We start from the raw sequence: 26,700 nt of genomic DNA, 5'->3' as shown, positions 1-26,700 counted from the left end.
ATCGTAACATAAATAGATGCAAGATTCGGTGGGAATTGTTGCTAATTGAGAGTTCGCACCATTTTCATGATCATTTGAGCGGCATTTTCCGCTGCTTTCGGCAGGAACTGCTCAAAGGAAATAGACGATTCTTTTCCTGCGATATCAGATAAAGCGCGGATTACTACAAAGGGCGTCCCGTATTTATGACAAACTTGTGCAATCGCCGCCGCTTCCATTTCTGCTGCGATCATTTTGGGGAATTTACCTCTGACAAAGTCCACTTTTGTTTGTTCCTGCATAAAGGAATCACCTGTAGCGATGAGCCCCCTTGCAGCGGTAGTATCTGTTCCTTTCACAGCTTCCATAGCCTTTTGAATCAGGGATTCATCAGCTGGATACATGGCAGGCATACCCGGGACTTGCCCATATTCGTATTGAAAAGCAGTGACGTCCACATCATGGTGTGTCACATAACTTGATATGACAACATCACCTACTTCCAAGTCATTAGCAAAACCACCTGCGGATCCCGTATTGATGACGGATTCTATATCATACCTTTCATGAAGGATGGTAGTAGACATGGCAGCATTGACTTTTCCGATTCCAGATTTAAGGAGTACAACTTTTTTCCCAAGCAGATCCCCTTCGATAAACAGACTTCCTGCTACTTCACTTTCTGTGGTTACGATCATTTCACTTTTCAACCGTTCAATTTCTTCATCCATTGCTCCAATGATTCCAACTGTCATGTGAAACTCCCTCTCTTAACGATTCACTTCTTTTTCTTTCAATACTTCAAGTTTCACAGGTTTATACCCCTGTCCATCGACCCATTCGACGTGGACGCGGAGATAACCTGTTTCATTTTTGTCTGAGACGGTCGCTACTGCTTTGTTTGGTCCTCCGCCATTACCGATCCACCAATAGATGATATTGTCTTCAGACAAGCCTACAGCATTCCTGACGGCTTGTAAAAGTTCCTGATAGTCTTTTGATCCTTCTTTATAAGTGATCCGGTGTTCGCCGCTTAATTCCTGCTCTGTTGCTACGACAGACCAGTCTTTCGTAACGACACGTTCTACATTGGGATCTTCACTCTTTTCGATTTTCAATCCCTCTTCATCTTCAATAGGTTTCAATTCTTCAAAACCTTCTAGTGAAACTTTCTGCTTATCGCTTTGTTCTTCCTGCTCTTCTTTATTTTCATCTGCTGAATCAGACGATTGCGTTTCCTCTTCTCCAGCATCCTGGTTATTTTGGTCATCTTCCGTTTCATTTTCTACACTTGGTGTTTCTTCAGACTTTTGAGCTTGACCTTTTTGGTCATCTCCCCCGAAGATCAATACGGAAATGAATAATACTGCCAAGACGCTTCCTGCAGGTATAAGCCAAGTCAACCATTTCGTGCTGCGCCTTTTCTTCTCAAAGCGGTTCGCACGGGACTTGGATGTATGTTTTTCATTCATTTCTATTCTCCTCCTTTTGACTCGCAATATATTATACATGAAGAAAGTTCACCGACCAATCCTCCCATGGTCCTTACTCTTTTCCATAGGAATCCGTTAGGTTCTGATCTCCAGAACATCACCTAACTTCTATAAGAATAACGTCGATTTTTATTTTGCATATAATTTGAAAACAGCACCAGGAAAGAATAAGAAATGTAACTTACATTGCAAAAGATACCCGCAGCGAAGAAAAAAGACAGGGAGCCCCTGTCTTTTTATCATCACAATTATTTAATCTACGGTTACAATTTTTACGTCGATTTCCCCACCTGGTGTGGCCACTTTCACTTGATCGCCAACCACATGGCCAATGAGACTTTGAGCCATTGGAGAATCATTGGAAATTTTGCCTTCGAATGGATCCGCCTCAGCACTTCCGACAATCTTATAGGTTTCTTCATCGCCATCAGGAAGCTCTTGGAACGTAACGGATTTACCCAATGTCACCGTATCAGGGTTTTCATTATCATTTTCAATGATAACAGCATTGCGAATCATGTTCTCTACCTGTGTGATCCGTGCTTCGACAAAAGCTTGTTCATCTTTTGCTGCGTCGTATTCTGAGTTCTCGGAAAGGTCCCCGAATCCACGTGCGATTTTTATGCGTTCTACTACTTCTTTACGTCGTTCAGTTTTTAAATGATGCAATTCTTCTTCTAGCTTTTGTTTACCTTCTTCAGTCATATAATAACTTTTTTCTTCTGCCATGATCCGTAAACACTCCTTTAGTACAAGAAAGAATGAGATGTCCTTAATATAGGAAATGAGCAGTACGGCCTGTACGCTCATTAACAATTTACTATACTTTACCCGAGGACATGATATTTTAGAACTGCTATTGAAAACTATGCCAGATTTCCGCTAGTATTTCAACTATTTTCTCTGCTTACTGTTTGGCCTTTTTCATACAGCACCGTTTGTATTTTCGTCGCCATCAAGTCTATGGCTACGTGGTTTTGTCCACCTTCAGGTATGATGATATCTGAATATCGCTTCGTAGGTTCTACGAATTGCAAGTGCATGGGCCGAACGACATTGATGTATTGATCAATGACAGAGTCCAATGTACGACCTCGCTCGTTAATATCACGCATCATTCTGCGGATGATCCTTACATCAGCATCCGTATCAACAAACACCTTGATATCCATCAGGTCTCGGAGACGTTCATCCTCTAATACGAGAATTCCTTCCACAATGATGACCTCTTTCGGTTCCACATGAATGGTTTCATTTGACCGGGTATGCATTTTATAATCATAGACCGGTTTTTCTACTGCTTTTTGTTCAATTAATTGTTCTAAATGATCGATCAGGAGGTCATTATCAAAAGCCAGCGGGTGGTCGTAGTTCGTTTCTAAACGTTCCTCATAAGGAAGGTGACTCTGATCTTTATAATAATAATCCTGTTCTAACATCAATAAAGTTTTATCCGTGAAGCGCTGGATGATGGAACGTGTCACGCTTGTCTTTCCAGATCCAGTCCCACCCGCGACACCGATAACTACTGGTTTGTCATTCATGCTTTAGGAGCTCCTTTCATTCATATGGATAGATCTATATGAAACCTTAATCCTGTTGTGGTCTCTTCTTCGTGATGGCTACTCCATCTCCGATTGGAATGATCGTTGTGTGATAATGAGGGTTACGAACCAGCCACTCATTAAAATCCCTGATTTTACCGGCGATTTTCGCCATTCGTGGAGTTGCGGCCTGATCATCGGCTACATAGCCTTTAAATAGCACATTATCAGAAATGATGACTCCATCTTCTGTAAGTAGAGGTGTATATAAATGAAAGAACTGTTCATACTTTCCTTTCGCAGCATCGATAAACAATACGTCAAAAGGACCACGAGATTTCACTTTGTCTACTACTTCCAGGGCATCTCCATGAAGCACTGTGATCTGAGCTTCCGCTTTCCATTCCTTAATATTCTCTAATGCATCTTTATATCTTTCTTCATCTCTTTCAATCGTCGTGATCGTGCACTCTGGACATGCTTCCAACATACGAAGGGCTGAATACCCGATCGCTGTACCGATTTCAAGAATATTATCGGGTCTTTGAATCCGGAGGAGCTGCATGAGGAAATCAATCCCCAATGGTTCCATGATAGGCACACTGTGCTCTTTCGCATAAGATTCCATATCTTTTACAGGTTTGGAAGGCTCTGAAAGCAATGATTGTAAGTAGTCTTCTTGCTTCATCAAGGTTCATCCCTTCACATAATATTTACATCAATTTTACAACCCCATTATTTTAACATAAAAAAAAGAAGGAATGCGAGTTGTTCTTCACATTCCTTCAAAAAATAAGAATTAATTTATATGTTCTTCTTTCAACTTGTTATGTTCTTCTAATGTTTCTGCATAATGAATTTCGCCTTCACTGTCTGCAAGGAAGTATAACAGATCATGTTCAAGCGGCTCAGCTGCAGCTTGAAGAGAGTTTTTATTGAAGTTCGAAATCGGCCCGACTGGAAGACCTTCCACTTGATAAGTGTTATAAGGAGAATCGACTTCCAAATCATTATAGGTGACTTTCGCTTGATGCCCCTCTCCTTTAGCATAGACAACTGTCGGATCTGTTTGTAACATCATTTCTTCATCTAATCGATTTTGGAAAACCCCTGAGATTTTCTGACGGCTCTCTGCAGTCCTTGCTTCATTTTCAAGAAGAGAAGCCATCGTTATCAAGTCATGGACATTTTCAATTCCATTAAGTCCATCAATTTGATTTATATAAGGAAGGACAACGGATTGCGTTTGATCCAACATTTTTTTAACGAGTTGATCGATGCTTGGATCCTCGACATAGATATCATAAGTAGATGCAAATAAGTATCCTTCCAGAGGATGACGGATTTCATCGCCCAGGATATCCTCTTTCAGTAATTCTGGATATTGCTCCATCAATTGTTTCACATATTCTTCATCGTCTACCTTTTCCATAAACTCTTCAGCCGTGAACGGCAGGTCTTCAGCAAAAATATCGGCGATTTGTTTTAGCGTTTGACCTTCAGGAACTGTGACTCTTAAAGCAGGATCTTTAACCAATTTCCCTGTCTTCAATGTTTCGATGACTTCATCGATAGTCATCGAAGAGGTGAATTGATAGTTACCAGCCTGAAATCCTGATTCGTTTTTGAACTTCGTGTAAAAACGGAAAATCATATCATCTTCTATAATCTCATTCTCCTCAAGGATTGAAGCAATTTGAGAAGTGGAAGAACCTAATGGGATCTCCACGTTTTTTTGTTTTTCATTGTCTGGATCCACAGGTTCTAAGGCAGATTTCACATAGAAATAACCTGATAATCCTCCGATAACGAGTACAAGAACTAAGACAGTAAGTATAATCGCGACAATTTTACGAACCGTACTCGCCTCTTCTATTCTCGTCTTTAATCTTTTTTTATATTGGTTTTTAAAATCAGAGTTAGACAACAGACTTCCCCCTTTCATCCGCTACATTATACTACAAAATAAAAGTACCTTTCTACATATTCATGTAATTTTCTACAGGAATCACCATTTTCAAACCTTCCTTTTATCAAAGCAGAAAGAAGCAATAGCCAAACACTCTTCCCTCCCCGACAAGTTGATCCGGTACGTGGAGCAAGACAGATCGACAGGTTGATCTTTTTGGTTCTTAGATAGTAAAAAGCCTGCAGCAATAGCTGCAGGCTTTTTACTATCAGGTTAAATCTTCATCTGTCAAAGTATTCAGCATTTCTTCTACCATTTCCCATTCTTCGTCTGATTCGATTTGAAATAGGGCTAAATCGTCTTCTTCGTTTCCTTTTTCTTCATAACGGAAAGCGAAAACTTCGACCTCTTCCCCTTCTTTCTGCTCTGCTGGAATTACTGCGATGTAAGAATGTCCGGTTTGTTCAACGTCAAAAGTGAACAATACTTCAAATAAGTGCTCTTCCCCATTTTCATCAGGGATAATAATACGTTCTTCTTTTTCTAATGCCATGTCAGACATCCTCCTTATTGTTTCGAATCCAAATAACTTTGCAGAATCATAACCGCTGCCATTTTATCAATTACTTTTTTTCTTTTTTTACGACTGACATCTGCATCAAGTAAAACTCTTTCAGCAGCCATCGTCGTAAGTCTCTCATCCCACAAGTGTGTTTGGAGATGAAACTCTTCTTCAATCCATCCGGCGAAATCCTGGCTGGCTTCTCCACGAGGGCCGACGGTTCCGTTCATATTCTTCGGAAAACCGACAACGGCTTCAGTCACCTCATGATCACGGATGACCTCTCTGAGCGGTTCTTTCGCTGTTTCATAATTCCGCTCATCCCATTTCAAAGTCTTGAGACCCTGGGCAGTCCAGCCAAAAGCATCTGATATGGCAATGCCAATGGTTTTTTCGCCCACATCCAATCCTATCTTCTTCATTCAATGCCCTCTTTATTCTCTTTAATATAAAATTTTACCAATTCCTCAATCAATTCATCTCGTTCAATTTTACGGATCAAATTCCTTGCATCTTGATGACGAGGAATGTAAGCAGGGTCGCCCGATAGTAAATACCCGACGATCTGGTTAATCGGGTTGTACCCTTTCTCTTGTAGGGCGGCGTGCACAGAAAGCAGTACAGATTGAACATCTTGATCAAATGGTTCCTCAGAAAAATTGAACCTCATCGTCTTATCCATTGAGCTCATTACAGTCACCTCGCACTCATTAGTATTTACTCTATTATATACCTAAATCGCCTATAGGAAAAATCAAGCGTTTTGGCTGGCATATTCTCTAGCATATTGCAATGCTTCCGGGATCTTAGAAGCATCTTTCCCACCAGCTTGGGCCATATCAGGACGACCGCCTCCGCCGCCCCCGCACCGGGTGGCTGCCTCTTTTATCAAATGACCCGCATGGTATCCTTCTTCTATTAAATCTTTGGATACTCCTGCAATCAGCTGTACTTTATTTCCGTTAGGGGCTGCTAACAGAATGATTCCTGATTCCAGTTTTTGTTTCAAATCATCAACCATGGAACGGAGTGCATTCATGTCTTTGACATCCACTTGTTTGGCGAGGAGTTTTACACCATTGATGTCTTCCACTTCATCAAGAATATTGGAAGCTTCCATATTAGAAATCTTCGCACTCAAAGAATCATTTTCCTTCTGTAAATTCTTCATTTCTTTATGCAGGACATTGATCCGTTCAGGAATTTGTTCAGGTTTGGTCTTCAACCATTCCCCTGCCTGTTTCAACAGTCGTTCTTTTTCATTCATATAAAGGTAAGCATCTTTGGCTGTCACAGCTTCAATCCTTCTTGTGCCTGCACCAATACCAGTTTCAGAGACAATCTTGAAAAGTCCGATTTCCGCTGTATTCAGAACGTGACACCCTCCGCAAAGCTCCAGACTGTAATCTCCTACCTGGACGACCCTGACAGTATCTCCGTATTTTTCACCGAATAAAGCCATAGCTCCTTTTTCCTTTGCTTCTTCAATGGAATTATACTCAACTGCTACCGGAATCGACTGCCACACCTTTTCATTGACAATCGATTCTATTTTTTCCATTTCTTCATTTGTAACCGATCCGAAGTGGGAAAAATCAAAGCGCAATCGGTCAGGGGTAACAAGCGACCCTGCTTGATTGACATGTTCTCCTAAGACATCTTTGAGAGCCTGGTGCAATAGGTGGGTGGCTGTATGATTCTTCACGATGAAAGAACGCCCATGTTGATCTACTTCCGCTTCGACCTTAGCTCCTTTAGCTATCGTTCCCTGTCTTACCACAGCTTCATGCATGTGCTGGCCATTCGGAGCTTTCTGCACATTTGTAACTTCTACAGAAGCATCTTCAGTCTTGATATAGCCTCGATCAGCCACTTGTCCGCCGCTTTCCGCATAAAAAGGTGTCTCATCCAAGAATAAATAAACCGTGTCCCCTTCATCTGCATGATCACTGAAGTTTTTCCCTTTAATCAATTCAACAATTGTAGCTTCGGTCTTCAGACAATCATATCCAATGAAGGAGCTTTCCACTTGCACATCACCAAGAACACCGTCTTGGATCTGCATGGAATCCGATTTCTGACGAGCATTACGGGCACGTTCACGCTGCTTTTCCATTTCTAGTCGGAATCCCTCTTCATCAATCTTGAAGCCCGCTTCCCCGATATATTCTTCAGTCAGTTCTTTCGGGAAACCATAAGTATCATAAAGACGGAACACTTCCGTACCAGGGAACACATTGCTGCCTTTATTCGATTCTTCCTTCATGATAGTGGATAATATTTGCAGGCCGTCATTCAATGTTTCATGAAAACGCTCTTCCTCTGTTTGGATCACATTTTGAATGAATGCCTCTTTCTTTTTCACTTCAGGATAAAAGTCGACCATGATATTGGAAACTTCAGGAACAAGCTTATACATAAACGGTTCATCAATACCGATTTGTTTTGCGAAACGAACCGCTCTTCTCAGAAGACGTCTTAATACATATCCGCGACCTTCATTCGAAGGCAATGCTCCATCACTAACCGCAAATGTCACGGTTCTCATATGGTCAGCTATTACTTTGAAAGAGGAATCCCCTTCTACACTTCCCCCATACTTGTGATCAGTCATTTTCTCAGCTGCTTCGATAATCGGTTTGAACAAGTCTGTCTCGAAGTTTGTTTCCGTTTCCTGAATGACACAAACGATGCGTTCGAGCCCCATCCCTGTATCAATATTCTTCTTCGGAAGCGGTGTGTACGTATCATCTGGATTATGGTTGAACTGGGAGAAAACAAGATTCCAAATCTCGAGATACCGTTCGTTTTCCCCTCCAGGATAAAGTTCCGGATCTTGCGGATCGTTCCCGAAATTTTCTCCCCGATCGTAGAAAATTTCAGTGTTGGGTCCACTTGGCCCTTCGCCGATATCCCAGAAGTTTTCTTCAATTCGGATGATGCGTTCTTCATCCACACCGATTTTATCTTTCCAAATGTTGTAGGCTTCATCATCTTCAGGATGGACAGTGACAGAAAGTTTGACTGGGTCAAAGCCGATCCAATCTTTGCTTGTCAGAAACTCCCATCCCCATTCCATCGCTTCTTCTTTAAAGTAATCCCCAATCGAAAAATTACCTAACATTTCGAAAAACGTATGGTGACGTGCTGTGAACCCTACGTTTTCAATATCATTTGTGCGGATGGATTTTTGCGCATTCACAATCCTGGGATTTTCAGGAACTACTCGTCCATCGAAATATTTCTTTAAAGTTGCCACACCACTGTTGATCCACAGCAATGTCGGATCTTCATGTGGAACTAAGGATGCACTCGGTTCAACACTATGTCCTTTATTTTTGAAAAAATCCAGAAACATTTGGCGCACTTCTGCTGATGTTAATGTTTTCATATCAGTATCCTCCTTAAAATTTCCCTTTAAATAGACCGTCCTGAACGAAGATTAGATTTAAAATACCCAAGACCCCCGACAAGCTTAAGACAAAACTCGCCGTGACGTTACTTGTCACAGAGAGGGAAAGGTGAAGTTCGGCTAAGATTGCAACGTCCTGTTGCAATCTTAGCCGAACGACCCCACCTCGTGTGGGGCCAAGACTCGAGGGGGGAGGCGCTGGAACTGGATGACACCCTCTAGAAAAGTGATTCACTATCCATTTCGTAGACGATGAAAAAACTCCCGTCCCTGCCTGTAAAACGGCAGGGACGGGAGTTTCAGTTCCGCGGTACCACCCTGATTATAGACGTCTGGCGCCTATCATCTCAAATCACCTGTAACGTGGCATAACTACGGCGGGTGTTAACCGCACTCCGGAATAGCGTTCAGCAATCATCATGCAGTACGTTTTTCAGCCAAGAACATACTTCTCTGATCATGGAACCATTGCCTACTCGTTTCCTTCATCATGTTTCTTCGTTCATATAGTCTTTGATATGCGTTATTATAGATAACTGTTCTTCATCTGTCAATATTCAGGCGTCCAGTACGGATTTCAGAAACAATCACTTTCAGACAAGTGAGTACAGGCACGGCTAATATCAGTCCTGCTATACCAGCTATCTCTCCTCCTGCCAGTAAAGCGAAAATAATAAACAGCGGGTGGATGTGTATGCTCTTCCCCATGATATAAGGAGATAGGAAATTTCCTTCAATCATTTGGATGATCACTACAATCAGCAAAGTGAAAACAAGGGTTTGGATGGATACGGTTACCGCTACAACCAAGGCTGGACCTGCCCCTAACAAAGGACCGAAGTAAGGGATGATATTGGTTATCCCTGCAATCAATCCTAATACAAGAGGGTATGGCAAATCTATAATCCAAAAGCCGATCGTGGCCAATACCCCTACAAAAAGGCTGATCAATAATTGACCACGGATATAGCCTCCCAAAGACTGATTCAACTCTTTTACGAGCCTTCTGGCTTCCTCATGCCACCTTGCAGGCAGAATGCTGAGAATCATCTTCCCAATACTCTTGTAATCTTTAAGAAAGTAAAAAGTCATGACCGGAACAACGGCTAGTAAGACAATCATGTTGAAGATTCCATTAAGACCGGAAAAAATCGCCATCACTCTCGAGCTCAACCATTGTTCAAAATGAGAAAAGCGATCATCAAGCTGGTGATGAATACCATCAGGCAATCTCTCCGTCTGCGCATAGAGCTGTTTGGTCCACTCTTGATAGGACTGGAAGAGTTGCGGAAGATGTTCATTCAATAGTTTAAGTTGTTCCAATAATTTTGGATATCCTTTGTAAATTCCCAGGCTGATCAACGAAAAGAAAATCACGAAAATGAACAGAATAGCAAGTATCCTCTTAAAACCGAGAACTTCCAAACCATTCACAAGCGGATGCAGCAATAGAGATAATACAAGAGCTAATAGAAAAGGCAGCAACACTCTTCCTATCATAAGCAGAACATGGTCATAATACGGGAAAAGCCATGCGAGAAGCAGAAGAGAGAGCAAAGTAATGAAGAAGATGGTGAACCTGCGTAACCATTTTGTAGAACGGTCTGTCATTTAAATTCAGGACCCCTGTTGGTAGAAAATATCATTCAACGAGCTCAAGCTGCCATCTTCCTCAATTTGATTAATATTCATTTTCCCATCTTCAATGGACAGTTCCAAACAACAGTTCCAGCAATAGTATTGTTCATTTCCTATCTTTCCAAGATTTTTATTGTTACAGTTCGGGCACCTCATGAAACATACTCCTTTTTTTACCAATTAGTATGTCCATGAGAACTGGACTCATACATTAGCTGAGGAGGTCCCGCACCCATTGGATGCCTTCAGATACTTCTTTTTTTGATGGGTTTGTATGAGGTGTGTGCTCAAATATAAAATATTTATCCGTCCCAGAAGCCAGTAACTCCAGACATCGCTGCATTTCAAACGCTCCTTCTGTGTGTTCGAGCTTCGGATGGATCGGAACCCAAATATAGCCATTTTCTTGCAAGCGAACATTATGTAAGTGAACAACTTTAGTGAATGGAAGAAGCGGTTCTATGTAAGTTCGCCACTCTTCTCCAACGGCCATCTGATAATCTCCGATATCAATGCAAACGCTTAATCCATACTTTTCCCACAAGGATGAAGGAAACTCATGTAAGTATTGAATACCTTTGGCCGAGCGATGGATCCCTAATTTAGGTTCACAAACTACAGGGATACCGTACGTTTCTTGCACATTATGTAAAAATTCAAGTCCTTCTTCAATCTGTTTGGCAGGTCCAATGGCTGTATTTTTGAAATACGGAAAATGGACGAGCATATAATCAGCTCCAGCTCGAGCCAGCTCTGCTGCTTCTTCATCAAAGAGTTTTCGGGCTTTTTCAGGTGGCATCGCTACTTCTTCTATCAAATCATATTTACTATTGCCTCTTAGCAAGGGAGAATGAACCCCGAAACTTCCCCCATGTTTTTTCTTCAGTTGGAGGAAGTTTTGAAAAGCACGATCATCGGGAAATTCACCAATCTCAATATGTGAGAGCCCTTCTTGAAATAACTCTGAAAACTGCTCCGGATTGGATAATATTGTGCTACCAGACATTCCTAATATGTGGGGCATTCTTATTCTCCTTTACATGAAATCATAGGGGGAAAGCTGTTCTTCCTCTTCCTCCTCAACCTCTGGCGAAGAATCTTCCTGGAGTTTCTCTTTCAATCTGGTATATCTTGAGTTTGTATCTGTTGTACCGACACCATCCAGGAAAGCCTCCCGATCTCCGCAAATAATCAAGGACTGTTTGGAACGTGTAATCGCTGTATAGAGAAGGTTTTTCCTGAGCATGCGACGGTAGCTGCGTACGACAGGTAAAATCACGATAGAGAATTCACTACCTTGAGATTTGTGGATGGAAGTGCAATAAGCGTGCATGACATTATTTAAATCTTTCTTTGGGTACACAACCTCTTTACCATCAAAATCTATCACGACTTGCTCCACATTATCGACGTTTTCTTCTTCACGGAAAATCGCAACAATCTCACCAATATCTCCGTTGTATACTCCATCTTCTGGTTGATTGACCAATTGGATCACTTTGTCACCTTTTCTATAAGTGACATCATAGTAAGTCAGGTCTCTTTTCTGCTTATTCTTAGGATTGATCGTCTGTTGGATATGTTGATTGAGTTTATGAATCCCTACCTCTGTGCGGTACATAGGTGCTAACACTTGCAAATCCTTCAAATCGATTCCTTTATCGATTGCTTTTTTTACTATATTAGTGACTAGTTCACTCAATTGATGTTCTTTTGCAGGAATAAAATTGAAATCATGTTCTTTAACAAGAGATTGAGGTGAGCACACATCATTTTTAATTTCATGGGCAAGCTGGATGATTTTCGAACCTTCCTTTTGTCGATACACTTCAGTCAGCTTAATCGACGGAAGTTGTCCCGAGGCCAGGAGATCTGCCAACACTTGTCCAGGTCCTACTGAAGGCAGTTGGTCTTCATCACCTACGAGCAGGACTTGCATATCTGATGGAATGGCTCGAAATAGTTGATTCGCAAGCCATATATCCACCATTGAAAATTCATCTACGATCAACACTTTACCCTCTAAAGGGTTGTTTTGGTTGCGTTCAAAAGAATCATGGCCATCCCAGCCGAGCAAGCGGTGTATTGTACTCGCAGGCAAACCTGTAGACTCGGTCATCCTTTTTGCAGCTCTCCCTGTCGGAGCGGCTAAAATGAAGGGAAAAGGTTTCTCCCCGTCATACTCTTCTGGGTCGATCGATTCTTCATTGAGTTCGGCATACGTTTGAATAATTCCTTTTATAACCGTAGTCTTTCCTGTCCCGGGGCCGCCTGTCAATATCATAAGCTTTGAATGGAGAGCTTTTTCAATGGCATTGAATTGGTCCTCACCATAGCTCATCGATTCTTCCTCTTCCAGTTGTCCGATGATTTTCATCAAATCTGCTTGAGTATGCTCTACTTCGACTCCTTCTTCTATAATCCGTTCGATATGGCTGCAAAATCCATTTTCTGCAAAGTAAAGAGAGGGAAGATAAAGACGGTCTTCTTCAATGTAAATAAATTTCTCTTCGCCCAGATGAATCACTTGCTCAGAAAGCTGATCAAATGAAATGGTTGGATCCAACCCCTGATTCAACAGCTGCTCAACCTGGACAAGACATTCTTCAGTCGGCAAATATACATGGCCTGAGCTCATACTTTTTTGCATAATATAAAGACATGCCGCTCTGATTCTTGTAGGATGGTCATGGGAAAGGTTTTGCATCCTTGCCATTTCGTCCGCCCGGTGGAAACCGAATCCTTCCACATGAAAGACAAGCTGATAAGGGTCTTCTTCAATAATATTCATCGTTTTATCCTGGAAAGCCTGATATATTTTTTGAGCCAGTTTTAAACCGAATCCATACTGAGACAGGTGTATCATCACATGCTCAAAGCCTTGATGTTCTTTCAAGGATTGATAAAGTTGATCCGCTTTCTCCTTCGCCAGCTTAGGTACCGTATCCAACACGTCCCTATTTTCTAAAATACGCGAAATCGCCTGTTCACCAAGCTCATCTACGATACGTTCGGCTGTCTTCTTACCGATTCCATGAAAAAGATCGCTCGATAAATACAAGACTATTCCATCTTTAGTTTCAGGAAGAACACGATTATACATGACTACTTCATACTGCAAGCCGAATTTTTTATGGTTTTTGAACTCTCCATAAAAGATGTAGGTTTCGCCTTCTTCCAGAGGAGAAAAATGACCTTTGATCACAAGGCTTTTCTCTTCAAACGCTTCATTTGTCTCCTTGACGTTAATAGTGGCAATAGAAAAATGCTCGGATTCATTGTGAAAAATCATCCGCCCCAATTCCCCTTTAACATAAGGACGTTCTTCATTCGATTCATCAAAGAGTGATTGTTGAGTCATGTTCATCGTTCTCCTTCATTCTACTCATTTAAGGCTTGTTCAACTTGACCTTTCGCATGAGCAGCCAACATATGATCAGGCTGGATTTCCAAAGCTTTCGTGAAATGATCCAAGGCTTTTTTCGCTTCTTCTTGATGTAGTGCTACGACTCCCAGGTTGTAGTGCGCATCACTGTGCTGTTCTTCCAATTGTAGCACATGCTTCATCACCTTTTCAGTTTCGTTGATTTGCCCATTTTGGGCGAGACAAAGACCATATTGAAATTGAATATCTATATCCTCAGGTGCAAGTTCTGCCGCACGTAAAAGATAGGGAAGAGCTAATTTGACGTACTCTTGATGGATGAATGTCATTCCTAACATGAAATGCACATCTGCTTCATCCAAGCCATTCTGGATCGCAAACATGAATTGTTCTTGGGCTTTTGTATATTTTTCCTGCTCATACAAAACATTTCCTAACCCATAATAAGCTGTGGCGGCTTTTTCATCCAATTCTATAGCGCGATTGAAAAAGCGTACGGCCCTTTCATAATCATTCATGTGTGTCAGCAAGTTCCCGAAATTGATATACCCTACCGGCTCTTTCGGGTTCTCATCAATTGCCTCTGTAAAAAGTTTTGCAGCTTCTTCATAATTGTGGTTTTGCATCTCTTCGATTCCCTGCTTCAATTTATCCATCATGGACCCCTTCCAATTACTATTAAAATTCCCGGTTTGTTAACGTTAACCATTAAGATTAAAAAAGTCATGCCCAGGCTAAAAGGACATGACTTTTAATGATCAACCGACGTAAGTGACTGCAGCATCTTCCTTGAGTACGATATCAATTGTCGCACCACCAAGACATACTTCCCCATCATAGAAAACTACAGCCTGGCCTGGAGTAATAGCACGTTCCGCATCATGGAACAACACTTTCCATCGCCCATCTTCTAATGGATGGACGGTAACCCCGCTATCATCCTGACGGTAACGGAACTTCGCCGTACATTCAAATGATCCAGTCGGTGCTTCTCCCTTCGTCCAGTTCGCTTCGGAAGCGATCAGACCGTCAGAGTAGAGCGCATCATGATGAAAGCCTTGGCCGACGTATAAAACATTGTCCTCGACATTTTTTCCAACAACGAACCAAGGATCTCCTGCACCGCCTATCCCCAGCCCTTGGCGTTGACCGAGAGTGTAGTACATCAAACCATCATGCTTCCCTTTAACCTCTCCATCCAACGTCTCCATATTTCCTGGCTGCGCAGGCAGGTACTCACCTAAAAATTCCTTGAAATTGCGCTCACCGATAAAGCAGATTCCTGTTGAGTCTTTCTTCGTGGCGGTTGCTAAACCGTGTTCTTCGGCAAGCTGACGCACTTGTTTTTTCTCCAGGTGTCCTAACGGAAACATCACTTTTGCTAACACATCCTGAGAAAGCTGGTTCAAGAAGTAGGTCTGATCTTTATTATGATCGACCCCTCGCAGCATTTCATATGTGCCTTCATTTTCCCGTACTTGAGCATAATGACCAGTCGCTAAATAATCTGCTCCTAGTGACATCGCGTGATCCATGAAAGCTTTGAACTTGATTTCTTTATTACACATGACATCAGGATTAGGGGTTCTTCCTTTTTTATATTCATCAAGAAAATACGTAAACACCTTATCCCAATATTGCTTCTCGAAGTTCACCGCATAATAAGGAATGTCTAACTGGTTACAGACACGAATCACGTCTTCGTAATCTTCCGTGGCGGTACAAACGCCATTTTCATCTGTATCATCCCAGTTTTTCATGAAAATTCCGACTACATCATAGCCTTGCTCTTTGAGTAAAAGAGCCGAAACGGATGAATCAACGCCTCCGCTCATTCCTACCACTACTCGTGTATCTTTTGGTTCTTTCATTTATTTCACCTTCCTTTATGCAGTCAATCGTTTGATGATCTGACTGACCCTTTTTGCTCCCTCGATCACATCTTCCTCATTATTCGCCAGTCCGAAACTGAAACGAATTGAATTTGTGGTCCTGGGGTTGTCGGAGCCGAACATTTCCGTCAATACATGGGAAGGCTCCACAGATCCTGCCGTACAGGCACTCCCACTGGAGGCGGCGATGCCGGACAAATCAAAGTTTGTCAGTAATGTTTCAACATTCATACCTGGAAAACTGATATTAACGATGGATTCGATTGTGTTCTTTTCTGAACCATTCACACCGAATTCCACAGCTTCATCCTGGAGTGTTTGTAAAAACAGCCGTTTATATTGAAGATATTTTTCTTTATAATCGGAACGCTGTTCTTCCATAACTTCAACTGCCACCTGCAATCCTTTCACAGCTGGAATGTTCTCCGTACCTGCCCGCCGTTTTCTTTCCTGTTCCCCACCATACTGAAGTGACTCCATCACTGTGCCATCTCGGACATATAGAAAACCGATTCCCTTAGGTCCATTGACTTTATGGCCTGAAACAGCCATAAGGTCGATACCTGTTTGCGTGACGTCAATCTCCATCAATCCATAGGCTTGGACGATATCCGAATGAAAATAGGCTTGATGGCCTTTAAGCAATGCAGCAATAGACTCCACAGGCTGTATCGCACCTGTCTCGTTATTTACCATCATAATGGAAACAAGGATCGTATCTTCCCTCAACTCAGCTTCCACATCTTCTGCTTTCACCAGTCCTTTTTCATCCACAGAGAGGTAGGTCACTTCAAATCCTTGTGACTCTAAATATTCGACTGCATGTAATGTAGCATGATGCTCTATGGAGGTGGTAATGATATGCTTTCCATTGTGTTCGTTCGCACGGGCTGTGCCGATAACAGCTAAATTATCCGCTTCTGTTCCCCCACTTGTGAACACAATCTCTTTTTCATTCGCCCGCAGACTCTGACCGATTCGACGACGTGCCTCATCTAAAATACGTCTTGCTTTTCTCCCGAATTGATGGACACTTGAAGGGTTTCCGTATACCTCCTCCAAAACAGGGACCATTGCTTCCACCACTTTAGGGTGGACAGGTGAAGTAGCGGCATGATCCAAATAGATGGATTTCATTTTTTCACCTCCGATTTTTCAGATATAGAACATATACTCATCTTGCGTTTGATCGTCAACATGGTCTTTCAAGTCTTCAAGTGTAGTTGTATCCAATACATCTTTCACTGCGTCCCGAACCCTTTTCCATAATGCCTGTTTGGCTGGTTCTTCGTTTTCTATTCCTTCCACAGGAGTGATCGGTCCTTCTAATACACGGATGACATCCCCTGCAGTAATTTCATGTGGTGCTTTGGTAAGCATATAGCCGCCGTATGCACCACGGACACTTTTGACTAAACTGGCATTTCTTAAGGGAGCGATTAACTGCTCCAAATAATGTTCGGACAATTCGTTATCACGTGCAATCTGTTTTAAAGAAATCGGGCCATCGCCAAATTTCCTTGCTAACTCAATCATGATGGTCAGCCCGTAACGGCCTTTGGTAGATATTTTCATACATTTCACCTTTCATTATTAGAAACTGTAGACTATTTTTAGCCAGGGGAAGCGTGTACCCGACCAGTGTGCCTAGAAACAAGGCGATGAAGACGGTCCCTATCCCTACAGGCCCCCCAAGGGAGAACCCCAGGACAGCTACAAGAATCTCGATTCCATTCCTTACTGTGGACACTTTCCACCCGGTAGCATCCGTTATTAATAACATTAAACTATCCCGAGGTCCTGCACCGATATCAGGTGCTACATAAATGCCGATTCCAAGTGCAATTACAAATGTACCTGATATAAAAATAAACGATTGCATAACAAAGGTCTCTGGTTCTGGTAGAATCCAATTAAAAAAATCAATGAACACACCAATAAAAACCATATTCAATATTGTCCCGCTCTGCGGAATCCTTTTTTGTATAAATGCACTCACTAGAACAATCACAAGCCCAGCGATGATAGCCCATGAGCCAACAGTCAAACCAAACTTCAAAAACAATCCATAGTGGAAAACATCCCATGGCCCAATTCCGAATTCTTTCACTTGCATCGTCATGGAAATCCCAAGTCCAAGGATGACTAAGCCAATACAGAAAAAGCTCCAGCGAAGCATAACTTCACGCTTTTTCCTACTATTCAAGCGCATAGACATCCTCCTCTCTCTATTATACCAAACGCTATTATAGCATGAATGGCAAGTCTCTTGCATTTTCACATAAATCATTCTACGCTACATTCATAACGTTCTAAAGGAGACTGAACAATGAACCAACAACCACTCGCATTTCGTATGCGTCCATCCAATATAGATGAAATAATCGGTCAATCCCATTTAGTAGCTGAAGGAAAGACGATTCATCGTATGATCAAAGCGGAAAGATTAGCGTCGATGATTCTTTTCGGCCCTCCTGGAACAGGCAAAACATCGATGGCAACTGCCCTGGCAAAAAGTCTGCAGATTCCTCACAAAACACTGAACGCTGTGACTGATAAAAAGAAAGATATGGAAATAGCTGTAGAGGAAGCGAAAATGCATGGACAGCTTGTTTTGATTCTTGATGAGGTCCATCGTCTGGATAAAGCGAAACAAGATTTCCTCCTCCCACATCTGGAAAGCAACCGCTTGACATTGATTGGCTGCACCACAAGCAATCCTTACCATTCCATTAACCCTGCGATTCGCAGCCGTTGCCACTTGTTCGAACTTTACCGCCTGACCCAAGAGGAGATTCGCGAAGCTTTACAACGGGCTTTACGAAATAAAACAAATGGCCTCGGTAATATAGAGATTGAAATGACTGAAGATGCTTTTGAACATTTCGCTCAATCCGCAAATGGGGATTTACGCGCTGCCTTAAACGGGGTAGAACTTGCCGCTTATTCTACACCCGAAAATAAGAATGGACTTGTTTACATCACATTAGAAGTTGCTGAAGAATGTATGCAAAAGAAGAGCTTCTCCCATGATAAAGATGGAGATGCTCATTACGATGTCTTGTCAGCATTTCAAAAATCCATCCGCGGAAGCGATGTAGATGCTTCTCTACACTATTTGGGGAGACTGATTGAAGCAGGGGACCTCGACAGTATTGCAAGGAGATTAGTAGTAATTGCATATGAAGACATCGGCCTAGCTAACCCCCAAGCAGGACCAAGAGCTTTGGCAGCAGTAGAAGCGGCCGAGAGAATCGGCTTCCCTGAAGCCCGTATTCCCTTGTCCGTGGCTGTGAGCGAACTTGCACTGTCTCCAAAGTCAAACAGTGCCTATAAAGCACTGGATGCTGCATTATCTGATATAAGAAATGGAAAGAGCGGTGAAGTTCCTGCCCACCTAAAAGACTCTCATTATAAAGGAGCAGAAACGCTTGGCCGTGGGCTAGAATATAAATACCCTCATAATTATGATAATAGTTGGGTGGATCAGCAATATCTCCCATCCAGTATAAAGAACCGACAGTATTACGAGCCAAAACGAACAGGTAAATTTGAACAAGCGTTAGAACAGGTTCATAGTAAAATCAAAAAACAAAAATCTACTTGAGTATATTTCCATGCCTACTTGGCTACACTACTACTAAATCTGACAAACTATTATCTTTCAAAATTAAATAGGAGTGGTGAATATGCCTAAAGTAAGGCAAGATGCATGGTCTCATGAAGATGATTTATTGCTGGCTGAAACAGTGCTTAGGCACATCCGTGAAGGCAGTACACAATTGTTGGCGTTTGAGGAAGTCGGTGATATTCTTAACAGGACTTCAGCAGCGTGTGGTTTTCGCTGGAATGCAGAAGTTCGTCAAAAGTATGAACAAGCTGTAGAACTCGCGAAGAAACAGCGTAAAGAGAAAAAACGGAATGAAGCGAAACAGCAGCCCCTTTTGCAACGACAGCACAAGCCAGTTGTTTATCAGGCTGAAAAACAAGAAGAAGACATTTTATTACCTGAACCGAGTAAGGCACCTGTCATACAGCAGGAAGAAACAGGTCATTCGGGGCTTCAGTTAGAAGATGTCATTGAATTTTTAACTTCCTTACAAAAGGAAACGACAGCTTCCGGGAACATCCAACATCAGTTTTCCCAATTAGAGATGCAGAACCAGGAATTACTGGAACAAAACAAATATTTGAACAGCCAATTAGAGTCCATGACAGAAGACTACCAAGCTCTCATCCAGATTATGGATCGGGCCAGAAAAATGGTGATGTTAGACGAGCAGGACCAAAATTATAAACCACAGTTCCTAATGGAAAAGAATGGAAACCTGGAAAACGTCGCTCGATAAACAACATTCATACAAAACGAAAGGAGTTTTCCATTTAACGGAAAACTCCTTTCGTTTATTTATGTAAAAAGCATAAATTAAAAAACCAATCCCAATTGTGCCGTCGTATCATGAGTTTTGAACCCGCTCCAGGCAGGTGGGTGCCCTGTTCCACACTTCTTGCGTCCTCCCATCAGTGATGGTTAAGAGGCGTGCATTCCGTGTGGAAACCCAGGCTCCCGTTTCAAAAATGTTCGGTCAAAACGTACATTCGAACAACGTACACATCAGGATTGGCTTCTTTAATTTTGTAAGGTAATCATAGCATATAAAAATAAGCTTATCAAGAAGTAAACACCAGTTTTAAATATCTGATCCAGACTGCTCAGCTAACTTCAACTGCAGATGAAGTTCATCCAATTGAGCTTTATCTACCGGCCCTGGGGCATTCGTCATCGGGTCAGCTGCTGAAGCTGTTTTAGGGAAAAGAATTGTATCACGTAAATTCGTACGTCCAGCCAGCAGCATAACTAAACGATCTAATCCGAAAGCTATTCCCCCATGGGGCGGAGTACCATAATCAAGTGCTTCCAGTAAGAACCCAAACTGTTCATTCGCCTCTTCCTGACTAAAGCCGAGCACTTCAAACATTTCTTGTTGAATTTCCTTTTGGTGGATACGAAGAGACCCTCCACCTAGTTCATATCCGTTAAGCACAATATCATAGGCTTCAGCGTGCACATCTTCAGGGTTCCGCTTCAACTGCTTTATGTCTCCACCTTCAGGCATTGTGAAAGGATGGTGAGCCGCGTGATAGCGTCCCTCTTCCTCATCGTACTCGAATAATGGCCAATCTGTAACCCAAAGGAAGTTGAACTGTGATTCATCAATCAAATTCAATCTCCTTCCTAACTTCAGGCGCAGCGCTCCTAAACTATCCTGGACAACCGATGTTTTATCAGCAACAAAAAGGAGTAAATCCCCTTCTTCAGCAGACAACTTTCCTTTCAAAGCTGCTGTTTCTTCTTCTGAGAAGAATTTGGCGATCGGACCATTGAATTCACCATCTTTTACTTTTAACCAAGCTAGACCTTTAGCTCCATATACCTTCACATCTTCCGTCATTTTATCAATGTCTTTACGCGAAAAATCATCCGCTTTTCCTTGAACATTGATGGCACTCACTTGCCCGCCGGAAGATACGGCCCCACTGAATACTTTGAACCCAGAATCCTTTACATCCTCAGATATATTCACCAACTCAAGACTAAAGCGGGTGTCCGGTTTGTCAGAACCGAACCTTTCCATAGCTTCTTCATATGGCATGCGTAGGAAAGGTGTTTCAATTTCCAGACCTTTCACTTCTTTCATCACTCGTTTCATCATCCGCTCTGTCAACGTCATGATCTCATCTTTAGACAGAAAAGAAGTTTCGATATCAACCTGAGTGAATTCTGGTTGGCGGTCTGCACGTAAATCTTCATCTCTGAAACAGCGGGCGATTTGATAATATTTTTCAAACCCGGACATCATCAAAAGCTGTTTGAAAAGCTGCGGAGATTGAGGAAGAGCATAAAACTCTCCTTCATGTACACGGCTAGGCACCAAGTAATCCCTTGCGCCCTCCGGTGTACTCTTCGTTAACATCGGTGTTTCCATATCAAGGAATTCTTCCTCATTCAAGAAGTTACGGATCGACTGCGTCGTCTGATGACGAAGTTTGAAAGTTTCCTGCATCTCTTTGCGTCTCAAGTCCAGGTAGCGATATTTCAAACGAAGATCCTCGGAAACCTCTGATTGTTCTTCAATCATGAACGGGGGCGTTTTCGCTTTATTAAGAATTGTCAAGCCCTGTGCAGCGACTTCCACATCCCCTGTACCCAAGTTTGAATTCACTGTTTGAGGGTCACGGGCTACTACTACCCCTTTTACTTCCAATACATATTCACTCCGAACATTCTCTGCTGTCTGCAAAGCTTCACCAGATGTTTCTGGATTGAATACAACCTGGACTAATCCGGAACGATCTCTCAGATCAATGAAAATCAATCCACCTAAGTCGCGTCGTTTTTGCACCCATCCTTTGAGGGTGACTTCCTGATCCAAATGTTCTCTTCGTAATGTTCCACAGTTGATTCGTTCCATATCATTCGCCTCCTGCTAATTGTTCTTTCATATAATCAATGATCGCATCAAGGGATATTTCTTTCTGCTCTCCGGATGCCATCTCTTTGACATTGATCACTTGGTTTCCTAACTCTTCCGCTCCTAATACGAGGACATATCTACTATTTAGCCGATCTGCTGTTTTAAACTGTCCTTTCATCTTTTTGCCAAGGTAATCTTTATCTACTTGTACGCCGGCACCTCGCAATTGATCGGTAAGCCTGACAGCTACTTTATCGGCTTCTTCACCCATAGCGATCATATAGCAATCTAAACCGTCATCCAGCGGTAATTCGATACCTTCTGCTTCCAGAGCCATCAATAAACGTTCAATACTCATAGCAAATCCGATTCCTGAAGTCTCAGGGCCGCCTACCTCTTGCACCAGACCTGTATAACGTCCCCCGCCACTTAACGTAGTGATAGCACCAAATCCTTCTGCTTCGCTCATAATCTCAAAAGCAGTGTGATTGTAATAATCCAATCCTCTTACTAAGTTGGGATCAATCACATATTGAATACCCATCACATCTAAGTACTCTTTCACTTTATCGAAATAATCTCTGGAGTAGTCGTTCAAATATTCCAGGATCGAAGGCGCCGTCTCCATTGCCGGGTGATCTCTATCCTTCTTGCAATCGAGTACGCGCAGCGGGTTTTGATCCAACCGCACTTGACAATCAGAACAAAGTTCATCTCTATATGGATCGAAATGACGGATAAGAGCCTGCCTGTGGGCTTCTCTGCTCTCCTTATCCCCTAAACTATTCAATACCAATTTCAATGACTGCAGACCAAGCTCACGATATGAATTCAATGCTAGAGACAGCACTTCTGCATCAATGGCTGGATCATCACTGCCTAAAGCTTCTATCCCGAACTGGATGAATTGGCGCTGTCTGCCCTGTTGAGGTCGTTCATACCGAAACATCGGCCCCATGTAAAAGTACTTTGTAGGCTGATTCGGCAGCCCGTACACTTTATTTTGCACATAAGATCTAACAACTGAAGCTGTACCTTCAGGTCTTAACGTAACGCTTCTTCCCCCGCGATCTTCAAATGTATACATTTCTTTTTGAACAATATCTGTACTATCTCCAACACCACGTTGAAAAAGTTCTGTATGCTCAAAAATCGGTGTCCTGATTTCTTTATAGTGATAACGGCGGCATAAATCCGCTAATTGTCGTTCAACAAATTGCCATTTTTCTGAAGAACCTGGAAGAATGTCCTGTGTACCTCTCGGGGCGTTGATATTCATTCAATCTCCTCCTTAAGATTTAAACCATCATTTCTCATAAAAAAAGTCCCGTCCCTTTTCCGACGATCGGAAAAGGGACGGGACTAAACCCGCGTTGCCACCCTGATTGGAGCATTGCTGCTCCCGCTCAAAACAGTTAACGCCTGTGAACGTCTGCACCTACTGTGAAGTTCGATGCAGAACCTAAGAAACGTCTTTCATCAGTGCAGCACGAATGAATGCTTCCAGCCTAAGGCATTCTGTCTCTGGTCGTATGGATACTGATTACTTTTTCCCTCAATGGTTTTATTCGATTCATTTTAGAATTGATTACTATCATATAGCTTCACTCAACTAAATGTCAAGCTGTACTTTAAATTACTTCTGAAATTATTTGTATCCCCAGCAGATTACTAAACCTTTTACGATAAGGTTCCCTGAGCCGCTTTTACGTTATCGTTCTTTGCTGTCAATAATCAAAGTCACAGGACCGGAATTCGTTAATTGAACATTCATCATTGCTCCGAATTCCCCTGTTTCTACTTCTACACCTTCGTACACTACCATATCATTAAAGCTGATATAAAGTTCTTCAGCTTCAGCAGGCTTAGCCGCTTGCATGAAATTCGGCCGACGACCTTTTCGGCAATCACCATACAAAGTAAATTGAGAAATCGACAACATGCGCCCGCCAATATCGACAAGCGAGCGATTCATTTTTCCATCTTCATCTTCAAAAATACGAAGGTAAGGAATTTTCTTGGCTAAATAACGGGCATCCTCTTCGGTATCTTCATGGGTAACACCTAGCAATACCACGAGGCCACAATCAATGCTTCCGATAGATTCATTTTCCACAACTACGGAAGCATCCACCGCACGTTGGACGACTGCTTTCATGATAATATCCCCTTTTTCAACTATTGCATGACACGACGAACCGTGTACACTTCTTGAATTTGTTTGATACGTTCGACAATTCTCCGTAAATGATTCGTGTTTTGAATCAAAATCGTAATATGGATCGTCGCCATCTTATTACGGTCGGACTTGCCGGATACAGCGGTGATATTCGTCTTCGTTTCGTTCACTGCTTGCAATACTTCATTTAGCAAACCTCTTCGATCGTAACCCCAGATCTCCAAGTCTACGTGATACTGTTTAGAATCCGTAACGGATGTTTCCCATTTGACTGGCAGCAGTCGGGTTTGGGCTTCTTCTGTTTGTACATTGGGACAATCAGTACGGTGTACGGATACGCCTCTCCCCTTCGTAATATAGCCGATAATGTCGTCACCCGGAACTGGATTACAGCATTTCGACAAACGGACAAGGAGATTGTCTACCCCTTCAACTCTGACGCCGGAATCTTTCTTGCTGGTCTTTGGTGGTGTTTTTATTTCTGTTGTATTCACATCAGCAAGGGTTTGCTCTAAGTCCTGCGCTTGTTTCTTTTGCTTTCTGATTTTCTCTGTCAAACGTGTAGCAATCTGAGCTGCTGTAATCCCTTGATAACCTACAGCTGCAAACATGTCTTCTTCGTTGGCAAAGTTGAATTTCTCAGAAACACGATTCAAGTTATCGGTCGAGTAGACATCCTTTGGCTGTAAACCGAAATTGCGGATTTCACGTTCTACAAGTTCTTTACCTTTTGAAATATTTTCATCTTTTTGCTGTTTTTTGAAAAACTGTTTAATTTTGTTTTTTGCTTGAGAGGTTTGCGCTAGCTTGATCCAATCTTTTGATGGACCATACGCATGTTTTGATGTCATGATATCTACAATGTCACCAGTATCCAGCACATAGTCCAGAGGTTCCATTTTCCCATTCACTTTGGCGCCGATGGTTTGATTCCCCACCTCTGTGTGGATGCGGTAAGCAAAATCTACGGGTACAGAACCAGACGGAAGCTCTATGACATCCCCTTTTGGAGTGAATACATACACCATATCAGAAAACAAGTCTACTTTAAGTGACTCCATGAACTCTTCAGCGTCATGCGTTTCACTTTGCCATTCTAAGATTTCACGGAACCAGGTCAATTTCTCTTCAAACGTTTGCTCAGAAGTCTGTTTTCCTTCTTTGTAAGCCCAGTGGGCAGCAATCCCATACTCAGCGATTTCATGCATTTCATGAGTACGAATCTGAACTTCCAAAGGGTCACCCTTTGGCCCGATGACTGTAGTGTGCAAGGATTGATAAAGATTAGGCTTAGGCATTGCAATATAGTCTTTGAACCTGCCCGGCATCGGTTTCCAGCAAGTATGGATGATTCCAAGGACCGCATAACAATCCTTAATGCTGTTCACTGTAATTCTAACGGCTAACAAGTCATAGATTTCATTGAATTGTTTATTTTGCAGCACCATCTTACGGTAGATACTGTACAAATGCTTCGGTCTACCATTCATGTCTGCCTCAATATTGACCTCTTTCAACTGCTGATGAATCTCATCAATCACTTCTTCGATGTAATGCTCCCGCTCGTTTCTTTTCTGCTTCATCAAGTGTACGATTCTATAATACTGTTGAGGATTCAAATAACGAAGGGCTGTATCCTCCAGTTCCCACTTGATGGTCGAAATACCCAGACGATGGGCTAACGGTGCGAATATTTCCAGTGTTTCATTGGAAATGCGACGTTGTTTCTCAGCAGGCAGGTGCTTCAGCGTCCGCATATTGTGTAAGCGATCGGCAAGCTTGATCAAAATGACACGCATATCTTTAGCCATTGCTACGAACATCTTTCTGTGGTTCTCTGCCTGTTGTGCTTCTTTAGATTTATATTTGATTTTGCCCAGCTTCGTTACTCCATCTACAAGCATGGACACCTCTTCACTGAACGCTTTCTCTATTTCCTCCAGTGTGACCTCCGTATCCTCTACAACATCATGAAGAAATCCTCCAGCAATCGTTTCTGGATCCATCTCTAAATTCACAAGTATCCCTGCAACTTGTATGGGGTGGATAATATAAGGCTCACCAGATTTACGAAATTGATTGCTGTGCGCATGTTCAGCGAATTCATAAGCACGACGAATAAAGGCCAGATCCGACTCATTCAAATACTGGCTTGCTTGTTCTATGACTTCTTCTGCAGTTAGAACTGTATCTTTCGCCATTCAATCACCCTAGTTTCTTTAAAACTTTCC

General features: G+C 42.3%; 25 protein-coding genes, 1 other RNA gene and 2 other annotated features. Of the genes, 2 read left to right on the top strand and 24 right to left on the bottom strand.

What is annotated here, in order from left to right; all coding sequences use genetic code 11:
• Positions 1-41 precede the first annotated feature (41 nt).
• The 19 genes from mtnN to ACTWPX_RS12900 all read right to left on the bottom strand — a co-directional run bounded on the left by mtnN (position 42) and on the right by ACTWPX_RS12900 (position 18,026).
• The gene (gene mtnN / locus ACTWPX_RS12990; protein WP_443120136.1) at positions 42-734 is read right to left on the bottom strand and encodes a 5'-methylthioadenosine/S-adenosylhomocysteine nucleosidase; all 693 of its coding nucleotides are present in this window, start codon (positions 732-734) and stop codon (positions 42-44) included.
• Positions 735-749: 15 nt separating this feature from the next.
• Complete coding sequence (locus tag ACTWPX_RS12985; protein WP_443120135.1) at positions 750-1,451, bottom strand: DUF1510 family protein; 702 nt, start codon at positions 1,449-1,451, stop codon at positions 750-752.
• Positions 1,452-1,724: 273 nt separating this feature from the next.
• Positions 1,725-2,201: a transcription elongation factor GreA gene (greA, locus tag ACTWPX_RS12980; RefSeq protein WP_128526379.1), complete on the bottom strand. Its 477-nt coding sequence runs from the start codon at positions 2,199-2,201 to the stop codon at positions 1,725-1,727.
• 161 nt (positions 2,202-2,362) lie between these two features.
• Positions 2,363-3,016 carry a uridine kinase gene (gene udk, locus ACTWPX_RS12975; RefSeq protein ID WP_443120134.1) on the bottom strand — a complete coding sequence of 218 codons (654 nt, stop codon included), beginning with the start codon at positions 3,014-3,016 and terminating at the stop codon, positions 2,363-2,365.
• 46 nt (positions 3,017-3,062) lie between these two features.
• Positions 3,063-3,704 carry an O-methyltransferase gene (locus ACTWPX_RS12970; protein WP_443120133.1) on the bottom strand — a complete coding sequence of 214 codons (642 nt, stop codon included), beginning with the start codon at positions 3,702-3,704 and terminating at the stop codon, positions 3,063-3,065.
• 111 nt (positions 3,705-3,815) lie between these two features.
• The gene (gene mltG / locus ACTWPX_RS12965) at positions 3,816-4,943 is read right to left on the bottom strand and encodes an endolytic transglycosylase MltG (protein WP_443120132.1); all 1,128 of its coding nucleotides are present in this window, start codon (positions 4,941-4,943) and stop codon (positions 3,816-3,818) included.
• A 250-nt stretch (positions 4,944-5,193) separates the two neighbouring features.
• On the bottom strand, positions 5,194-5,478 hold the full coding sequence (locus ACTWPX_RS12960; protein ID WP_128526375.1) for a DUF1292 domain-containing protein: 285 nt from the start codon (positions 5,476-5,478) through the stop codon (positions 5,194-5,196).
• Between the two features lie 14 nt (positions 5,479-5,492).
• Complete coding sequence (gene ruvX / locus ACTWPX_RS12955) at positions 5,493-5,909, bottom strand: Holliday junction resolvase RuvX (protein WP_443120131.1); 417 nt, start codon at positions 5,907-5,909, stop codon at positions 5,493-5,495.
• A complete protein-coding gene (locus ACTWPX_RS12950) occupies positions 5,906-6,178 on the bottom strand; it encodes an IreB family regulatory phosphoprotein (protein ID WP_128526373.1) in 273 nt (90 codons plus the stop codon). Before ACTWPX_RS12950 ends, ruvX begins: the two co-directional genes overlap by 4 nt.
• 63 nt (positions 6,179-6,241) lie before the next feature.
• On the bottom strand, positions 6,242-8,878 hold the full coding sequence (gene alaS / locus ACTWPX_RS12945; RefSeq protein WP_443120130.1) for an alanine--tRNA ligase: 2,637 nt from the start codon (positions 8,876-8,878) through the stop codon (positions 6,242-6,244).
• A 304-nt stretch (positions 8,879-9,182) separates the two neighbouring features.
• Positions 9,183-9,397: a binding site (T-box leader), on the bottom strand.
• Between the two features lie 45 nt (positions 9,398-9,442).
• Positions 9,443-10,510, bottom strand: coding sequence for an AI-2E family transporter (locus ACTWPX_RS12940; protein WP_443120129.1), 1,068 nt, complete (start codon positions 10,508-10,510; stop codon positions 9,443-9,445).
• A gap of 6 nt (positions 10,511-10,516) precedes the next feature.
• On the bottom strand, positions 10,517-10,693 hold the full coding sequence (locus ACTWPX_RS12935) for a hypothetical protein (protein WP_164908601.1): 177 nt from the start codon (positions 10,691-10,693) through the stop codon (positions 10,517-10,519).
• A 55-nt stretch (positions 10,694-10,748) separates the two neighbouring features.
• Entirely contained in the window at positions 10,749-11,561 is an 813-nt protein-coding gene (locus ACTWPX_RS12930; RefSeq protein ID WP_443120128.1) for a TIM barrel protein, read from the bottom strand.
• A gap of 12 nt (positions 11,562-11,573) precedes the next feature.
• The gene (recD2, locus tag ACTWPX_RS12925; protein ID WP_443120127.1) at positions 11,574-13,898 is read right to left on the bottom strand and encodes an SF1B family DNA helicase RecD2; all 2,325 of its coding nucleotides are present in this window, start codon (positions 13,896-13,898) and stop codon (positions 11,574-11,576) included.
• Positions 13,899-13,918: 20 nt separating this feature from the next.
• Positions 13,919-14,578 (bottom strand): tetratricopeptide repeat protein, encoded by a 660-nt coding sequence (locus ACTWPX_RS12920; protein WP_443120126.1) that lies wholly within the window; start codon positions 14,576-14,578, stop codon positions 13,919-13,921.
• Between the two features lie 102 nt (positions 14,579-14,680).
• Positions 14,681-15,793 (bottom strand): tRNA 2-thiouridine(34) synthase MnmA, encoded by a 1,113-nt coding sequence (mnmA, locus tag ACTWPX_RS12915; protein ID WP_443120125.1) that lies wholly within the window; start codon positions 15,791-15,793, stop codon positions 14,681-14,683.
• A gap of 15 nt (positions 15,794-15,808) precedes the next feature.
• Positions 15,809-16,951: a cysteine desulfurase family protein gene (locus ACTWPX_RS12910; RefSeq protein ID WP_443120124.1), complete on the bottom strand. Its 1,143-nt coding sequence runs from the start codon at positions 16,949-16,951 to the stop codon at positions 15,809-15,811.
• Between the two features lie 18 nt (positions 16,952-16,969).
• Positions 16,970-17,389 (bottom strand): cysteine metabolism transcriptional regulator CymR, encoded by a 420-nt coding sequence (cymR, locus tag ACTWPX_RS12905; RefSeq protein WP_128526365.1) that lies wholly within the window; start codon positions 17,387-17,389, stop codon positions 16,970-16,972.
• A complete protein-coding gene (locus tag ACTWPX_RS12900) occupies positions 17,343-18,026 on the bottom strand; it encodes a YczE/YyaS/YitT family protein (protein WP_443120123.1) in 684 nt (227 codons plus the stop codon). Before ACTWPX_RS12900 ends, cymR begins: the two co-directional genes overlap by 47 nt.
• A 117-nt stretch (positions 18,027-18,143) precedes the next feature.
• Here ACTWPX_RS12900 and ACTWPX_RS12895 point away from each other — a divergent pair, with 117 nt between their 5' ends.
• Together ACTWPX_RS12895 and ACTWPX_RS12890 are read left to right on the top strand one after the other, a co-directional pair.
• Positions 18,144-19,421 (top strand): replication-associated recombination protein A, encoded by a 1,278-nt coding sequence (locus tag ACTWPX_RS12895; RefSeq protein ID WP_443120122.1) that lies wholly within the window; start codon positions 18,144-18,146, stop codon positions 19,419-19,421.
• Between the two features lie 82 nt (positions 19,422-19,503).
• Entirely contained in the window at positions 19,504-20,163 is a 660-nt protein-coding gene (locus ACTWPX_RS12890) for an RsfA family transcriptional regulator (protein WP_443120121.1), read from the top strand.
• 84 nt (positions 20,164-20,247) lie between these two features.
• On the opposite strand, the gene ssrS is transcribed toward ACTWPX_RS12890, so the two are convergent.
• The 5 genes from ssrS to ACTWPX_RS12865 all read right to left on the bottom strand — a co-directional run bounded on the left by ssrS (position 20,248) and on the right by ACTWPX_RS12865 (position 26,670).
• Positions 20,248-20,439, bottom strand: a non-coding RNA gene (gene ssrS / locus ACTWPX_RS12885) — 6S RNA.
• Positions 20,440-20,505: 66 nt separating this feature from the next.
• The gene (gene aspS, locus ACTWPX_RS12880) at positions 20,506-22,287 is read right to left on the bottom strand and encodes an aspartate--tRNA ligase (protein WP_443120120.1); all 1,782 of its coding nucleotides are present in this window, start codon (positions 22,285-22,287) and stop codon (positions 20,506-20,508) included.
• Position 22,288: 1 nt separating this feature from the next.
• Positions 22,289-23,569 (bottom strand): histidine--tRNA ligase, encoded by a 1,281-nt coding sequence (gene hisS, locus ACTWPX_RS12875; protein ID WP_443120119.1) that lies wholly within the window; start codon positions 23,567-23,569, stop codon positions 22,289-22,291.
• Positions 23,570-23,639: 70 nt separating this feature from the next.
• Positions 23,640-23,858: a binding site (T-box leader), on the bottom strand.
• A 143-nt stretch (positions 23,859-24,001) separates the two neighbouring features.
• On the bottom strand, positions 24,002-24,448 hold the full coding sequence (gene dtd, locus ACTWPX_RS12870) for a D-aminoacyl-tRNA deacylase (protein WP_443120118.1): 447 nt from the start codon (positions 24,446-24,448) through the stop codon (positions 24,002-24,004).
• Between the two features lie 20 nt (positions 24,449-24,468).
• Entirely contained in the window at positions 24,469-26,670 is a 2,202-nt protein-coding gene (locus tag ACTWPX_RS12865) for a RelA/SpoT family protein (protein ID WP_443120117.1), read from the bottom strand.
• Positions 26,671-26,700 lie beyond the last annotated feature (30 nt).

This window comes from Halobacillus sp. H74 (assembly GCF_052246715.1).
In the GTDB taxonomy this organism is placed as follows: Bacteria; Bacillota; Bacilli; order Bacillales; family Halobacillaceae; genus Halobacillus; species Halobacillus litoralis_A.
The sequence above is the reverse complement of the archived record's forward strand: the minus strand, read 5'-3'. Positions and strand labels throughout refer to the sequence as shown.

What these genes read in the sequence shown, in the direction of transcription:
- mtnN (WP_443120136.1), bottom strand. Translation starts at nt 734, where the DNA reads ATGACAGTTGGAATCATTGGAGCAATGGATGAAGAAATTGAACGGTTG.
- ACTWPX_RS12985 (WP_443120135.1), bottom strand. Translation starts at nt 1,451, where the DNA reads ATGAATGAAAAACATACATCCAAGTCCCGTGCGAACCGCTTTGAGAAG.
- greA (WP_128526379.1), bottom strand. Translation starts at nt 2,201, where the DNA reads ATGGCAGAAGAAAAAAGTTATTATATGACTGAAGAAGGTAAACAAAAG.
- udk (WP_443120134.1), bottom strand. Translation starts at nt 3,016, where the DNA reads ATGAATGACAAACCAGTAGTTATCGGTGTCGCGGGTGGGACTGGATCT.
- ACTWPX_RS12970 (WP_443120133.1), bottom strand. Translation starts at nt 3,704, where the DNA reads ATGAAGCAAGAAGACTACTTACAATCATTGCTTTCAGAGCCTTCCAAA.
- ACTWPX_RS12960 (WP_128526375.1), bottom strand. Translation starts at nt 5,478, where the DNA reads ATGGCATTAGAAAAAGAAGAACGTATTATTATCCCTGATGAAAATGGG.
- ruvX (WP_443120131.1), bottom strand. Translation starts at nt 5,909, where the DNA reads ATGAAGAAGATAGGATTGGATGTGGGCGAAAAAACCATTGGCATTGCC.
- ACTWPX_RS12950 (WP_128526373.1), bottom strand. Translation starts at nt 6,178, where the DNA reads ATGAGCTCAATGGATAAGACGATGAGGTTCAATTTTTCTGAGGAACCA.
- alaS (WP_443120130.1), bottom strand. Translation starts at nt 8,878, where the DNA reads ATGAAAACATTAACATCAGCAGAAGTGCGCCAAATGTTTCTGGATTTT.
- ACTWPX_RS12940 (WP_443120129.1), bottom strand. Translation starts at nt 10,510, where the DNA reads ATGACAGACCGTTCTACAAAATGGTTACGCAGGTTCACCATCTTCTTC.
- ACTWPX_RS12935 (WP_164908601.1), bottom strand. Translation starts at nt 10,693, where the DNA reads ATGAGGTGCCCGAACTGTAACAATAAAAATCTTGGAAAGATAGGAAAT.
- ACTWPX_RS12930 (WP_443120128.1), bottom strand. Translation starts at nt 11,561, where the DNA reads ATGCCCCACATATTAGGAATGTCTGGTAGCACAATATTATCCAATCCG.
- recD2 (WP_443120127.1), bottom strand. Translation starts at nt 13,898, where the DNA reads ATGACTCAACAATCACTCTTTGATGAATCGAATGAAGAACGTCCTTAT.
- ACTWPX_RS12920 (WP_443120126.1), bottom strand. Translation starts at nt 14,578, where the DNA reads ATGGATAAATTGAAGCAGGGAATCGAAGAGATGCAAAACCACAATTAT.
- mnmA (WP_443120125.1), bottom strand. Translation starts at nt 15,793, where the DNA reads ATGAAAGAACCAAAAGATACACGAGTAGTGGTAGGAATGAGCGGAGGC.
- ACTWPX_RS12910 (WP_443120124.1), bottom strand. Translation starts at nt 16,951, where the DNA reads ATGAAATCCATCTATTTGGATCATGCCGCTACTTCACCTGTCCACCCT.
- cymR (WP_128526365.1), bottom strand. Translation starts at nt 17,389, where the DNA reads ATGAAAATATCTACCAAAGGCCGTTACGGGCTGACCATCATGATTGAG.
- ACTWPX_RS12900 (WP_443120123.1), bottom strand. Translation starts at nt 18,026, where the DNA reads ATGCGCTTGAATAGTAGGAAAAAGCGTGAAGTTATGCTTCGCTGGAGC.
- ACTWPX_RS12895 (WP_443120122.1), top strand. Translation starts at nt 18,144, where the DNA reads ATGAACCAACAACCACTCGCATTTCGTATGCGTCCATCCAATATAGAT.
- ACTWPX_RS12890 (WP_443120121.1), top strand. Translation starts at nt 19,504, where the DNA reads ATGCCTAAAGTAAGGCAAGATGCATGGTCTCATGAAGATGATTTATTG.
- aspS (WP_443120120.1), bottom strand. Translation starts at nt 22,287, where the DNA reads ATGGAACGAATCAACTGTGGAACATTACGAAGAGAACATTTGGATCAG.
- hisS (WP_443120119.1), bottom strand. Translation starts at nt 23,569, where the DNA reads ATGAATATCAACGCCCCGAGAGGTACACAGGACATTCTTCCAGGTTCT.
- dtd (WP_443120118.1), bottom strand. Translation starts at nt 24,448, where the DNA reads ATGAAAGCAGTCGTCCAACGTGCGGTGGATGCTTCCGTAGTTGTGGAA.
- ACTWPX_RS12865 (WP_443120117.1), bottom strand. Translation starts at nt 26,670, where the DNA reads ATGGCGAAAGATACAGTTCTAACTGCAGAAGAAGTCATAGAACAAGCA.